At 42.2% G+C, this 4,088-nt stretch carries 3 protein-coding genes; 2 read left to right on the top strand and 1 reads right to left on the bottom strand.

Annotated elements, in window-relative coordinates; translation table 11 throughout:
- The coding region (locus tag JMX50_RS13110; RefSeq protein ID WP_201630056.1) for a transferrin-binding protein-like solute binding protein at positions 1-2,200 on the top strand (2,200 nt) is incomplete at its 5' end.
- A 139-nt stretch (positions 2,201-2,339) separates the two neighbouring features.
- Positions 2,340-3,896 (top strand): surface lipoprotein assembly modifier, encoded by a 1,557-nt coding sequence (locus JMX50_RS13105; RefSeq protein ID WP_201630054.1) that lies wholly within the window; start codon positions 2,340-2,342, stop codon positions 3,894-3,896.
- A gap of 97 nt (positions 3,897-3,993) precedes the next feature.
- Here JMX50_RS13105 and JMX50_RS13100 read toward each other — a convergent pair.
- A partial coding sequence (locus JMX50_RS13100) for an IS3 family transposase (RefSeq protein ID WP_201615439.1) occupies positions 3,994-4,088 on the bottom strand: 95 nt, incomplete at its 5' end.

The following is a 4,088-nucleotide window of genomic DNA, read 5'->3' as shown; positions in this document are numbered from 1 at the left end:
CGCTGCCAAAGCCCAAGCGGATGCCGCCAAAGCCAATGCTGACAAAGACACTGCCCAAGCCCAAGCCGCCGCCGCCCAAGCTGCTGCAGACAAAGCCCAAGCGGATGCCGTTAAAGCCCAAGAGGCCGTGAAAAAAGCAGAAGACGCCTTAGCAAATGCTGGTAATGGCGAAGATCAGCTCGCCGCCGCCTTAGCACGTGCGGCCGCCGCCGAAGCCGCTCAAGCTGCAGCAGAAGCCGCCGCAGAGACTGCAAAAGCTGCTGAAGAGGCTGCATTGTTAGCCAAAACCGCAGCAGAAAATGCAGCCACTGCAGCGCAAGTAGCTGCCGACAAAGCCATTGGTGACGCTAAAGTTGAAGCCGACAAGAAAGTAGCCGCCGCCAATCAACAAGCGGCTGATGCTAAAGCGCAAGCGGCTGCGGCTCAAACACGTGCCGATGAAGCGGAAAAAGAAAAATTAGAAGCTGAAGCTAGAGCGAAAGCTGCAGAAGAGGCTCTTGCAGCGGCACAGCAATTACCGCCAGCACCAACCAACCCGACAGTTGCTGCAAATACTAAAGTTACTGGCTTCCAAAATAGTATTGCAAAAGACGACAATAGTGGTTTGAGCGCAAATACTTCTGCGAGCTACGATACCTACACAGCTCTTTTTAATGAGACTGGATCGAGTTATTTTAAACAACCTGTGAATGTCACATTAAGAAGTACAGATGACCAAGACTACGAAAAGGGTTTTAAGAAGAGCTCTCTCAAGCAAATTGGTGGTACGTGGGACAATAAGCTAAATTACACCTCTACTTATAAAAACTTTGACAATCAAATGCAAATTGGTCATGTGTATGGCGATCTTAAACGTCCTGCTAACTTAACCCAATTAGCTACTTTGTCAAACGTCTATGTACAAGGTAATAGTACAAATGACGTTGATATGAAGTACATGAAAGATCTATCGCAATACAATATTAATAACCGTATTAATGACGGTAAAGTTGCCTACAAAGGTGATGCCACTTATCTTGGTAATACAAAAAGTGAGATTATTGGTGTTGATCCAACTGTAGGTACGTCTAACTTTAGTGTTGATTTTGTGGATAGCCAAGTCGACGGCACACTATCGTTTGCTGGTATGAAAGATAAGAAAATAAAAGCAGAAATTGCAGGTAATACCTTTGCGGGTAATTGGAATGGCGTTGATACTAAAGGTGGGTTCTATGGAGAAGATGCCAAGCTATTAGGTGGTATATATCAAGATGCTGGCGGTAAAGGAACTTATGGTGCTACTAAAGTCGGCTCTAACTCTGAACCAGTACCAGTACCTAAAGCTATAACTGGTGTTATGAGCAATACTGTCAGTAGTGTGTCAGGGACTGGAACAGAAAATGCTATTGGTTATCGTCAGTTTGTAAGGGACAATGATACATTCAATACCACAACAGGTTCTGGTGAAGATACCAACCCAGTAATGATTGTTGATACTAATACAGATAATCTACCGGGTTATAATCAGCTTGTTGGTCGTCTAGATATTACTAAACCAGGTAAATTCGGACAAGCATCGAAACTGACACTAGTAAAATCTGACGATATATCACTCGATGATGGTTTCAAAAAATCTAAAGATACGAGTACAGCGACCTTTGGTAAAGTTGAATCCATTCTTGGCAAGATTGATTTAAAATACGATTATCAATCTGTTTATAAGAACTTCGACTCGCAAATGCAAATCGGTCATGTGTATGGTGACATGCGTAAAGAAGGTTCATTTGGTGGGGTGAAATCACGCTATACCAATGTTTACGTCATGGGTGAAGCAACTGAGAACATGCCTACAGAAGGTAAAGTTCAGTATGCTGGTGTTGCAACCTATATGGATAATCTGCATTTAGGCTCAGGCGCTCTTAAAACCCCAGTGGTTAATGGTACATCTAATTTTAATGTTGATTTTGTGAACGATTCATTAACAGGGACATTAAAGTTTGCTGATATTAATAAAAATATTGGTATTAGTGCTGGTATTACGGGTAATACTTTTGCTGGTAGTAAAGATAATATTGCAACCTCAGGTGGTTTCTATGGTGAGGATGCTAAGTTCTTAGGTGGTATTTACCAAGAAGCACAACCTGGTAGCGTACCCGGAACTGGAACTACGCCAGGAACTGGTACAACTTTCCAAGGAACCTTTGGTGCTGAAAAGCAATAACGTAATATGACTGTATAAAACAAACAAAAAAGCGTCCTAGGACGCTTTTTTGCTCGCTTAAACCATTAAAATACCTTAGGATAATTGAAGTTGAAAAAATGTTTAGAAAATTAGTGATCGTACTTAGGTAAGGATACCCATGAATAATCAATATATGCGCAAACCTCTCACCGCTTCTATTTTGCTATCGATGATGGCGTTTTCTCTACCATCAATGGCTGCTCCAGACGATTTACCAGAGATAGAGCCTGAGCTTAACCAAGCTGATGAACTGCTTAAACGCGAGAGTCAAACTGCTGTATCAGACCCAACAGCACCTTCTACCACTGTTAATGATACAGAAGCACAACGTGCTATCAGAAGTCGCCAGCAACTTGCTGCCGCCACCGCTTATAACTTAGAAGCCTTAAAAGCCAACCCAGCTGCGTTTAGTAAATTTTTGAATGACGCTTTAGCGGCGCAGGATATGGTGACCGTTAAGCAGGTATTGCCCCACTATAAAGCGTTAGAAACCAATGACCCTATGCTTATCAAGTTTGCTGATGCCTTGATATATCGCAGTGAAGCTAAAAACAAACAAGCGATTGAAATCTATCGCGGTATGTTAGCGGCAGATCCAGACTTTCACCCTGTTCGCTTAAATATGGCAATTGCGATGCAGGCTGATAAGCAATATGCTGCCGCAAAAGAGCAGTTTTTAAAACTGCAGTCGGTTGATCTGCCTGCACCTGTGATGGCTAGAGTTCAAAACTCGTTAGCTCAAATCAATAGTTCAGAGAAATGGCAGTTTAATGCTTCTGCCAGCTATGTCAGAGATAATAATATAAACGATGCACCATCTAAAAATATAGTATTAGAAGGCGTAGGAAATTCGGTTGAGCAAAAGTCAGCCAATGGTATTCAAGTATCTGGCAGCGCAAACAAGCGCTTTAATCTACCTGATAACTTTTATGCCACCGTGGGCGGAAATGCGTCTTTAAAGGGTTATTGGGATGAGACCGACTACAATGATTACCTATTTACGGCTTCCGCTGGCGTTGGTTATGACGATGCCAAAAATGATGTCTCGCTCACGCCGTTTGTGACTAAGCGATATTATGATGAAGAAGCCTATAGCTTACGTAAAGGCGTGACCGTGAGTGGCTCGCGCTGGGTTAAACCAAAGCTCAAACTAACGGCAACCGGTATTTTATCAAAAGAGACCTTTGAAGATGATGACAATCAGAACCGTGAAACAGATGGTCAGTTTTTGGGCTTAAATGCCTTTTATATTAAAGATGCCAAAGAGTATTTTTATGGTGGTCTAGGTAACTATCAAAATGATGTGCCCAAATCGAGTATTATTAGCTATGATCGTAACTCGGTGAATATCGGTTGGGGGCGTGAGTGGAAGCGCGGTATCTCAACACTAGTGTCAGCAGGCTATGGTATTAAGAAGTATGAAGATCCTGCCGATGCCTATCCAGCAGGTAGTGGCGCTTGGAAAGGTTATTATAATGCTGTAGGCGGAGAGCCAGGCTCCAGAAGAGAAGACAAAACTACCTCACTGGGTCTACAAGTATGGAAACGCGATTTCACTGTGCTTGGCTTAACGCCAAGATTGGTATTTGATTACGATACCACTTCTAGTAACTTTGCCTATTATGACGACCGTGATGAAAAATCAGCGACAGTACTATTAACGAAAACCTTTTAGTTAAATTCGTTTAATTAAATACGTTTACTACGTATAAAACGCTAATAATAAAAAACCTCGCCAATTGAACTGACCCCCAAATGTTGGACGGTTTAGTTTATATCAAGGACTGAGTTCTGTACTTAACAGGACTCAGTCCTTTTAGTTTGAGTTGAATTCTTTCATGATTATAGTAGTGAATATACTCATGAA

This window comes from Psychrobacter maritimus, from assembly GCF_904846345.1.
GTDB classification, from domain to species: domain Bacteria; phylum Pseudomonadota; class Gammaproteobacteria; order Pseudomonadales; family Moraxellaceae; genus Psychrobacter; species Psychrobacter maritimus.
The sequence above is the reverse complement of the archived record's forward strand: the minus strand, read 5'-3'. Positions and strand labels throughout refer to the sequence as shown.

Excerpts from the sequence above, each read along its gene's own strand:
- JMX50_RS13105 (WP_201630054.1), top strand. The coding sequence starts at position 2,340 with ATGAATAATCAATATATGCGCAAACCTCTCACCGCTTCTATTTTGCTA.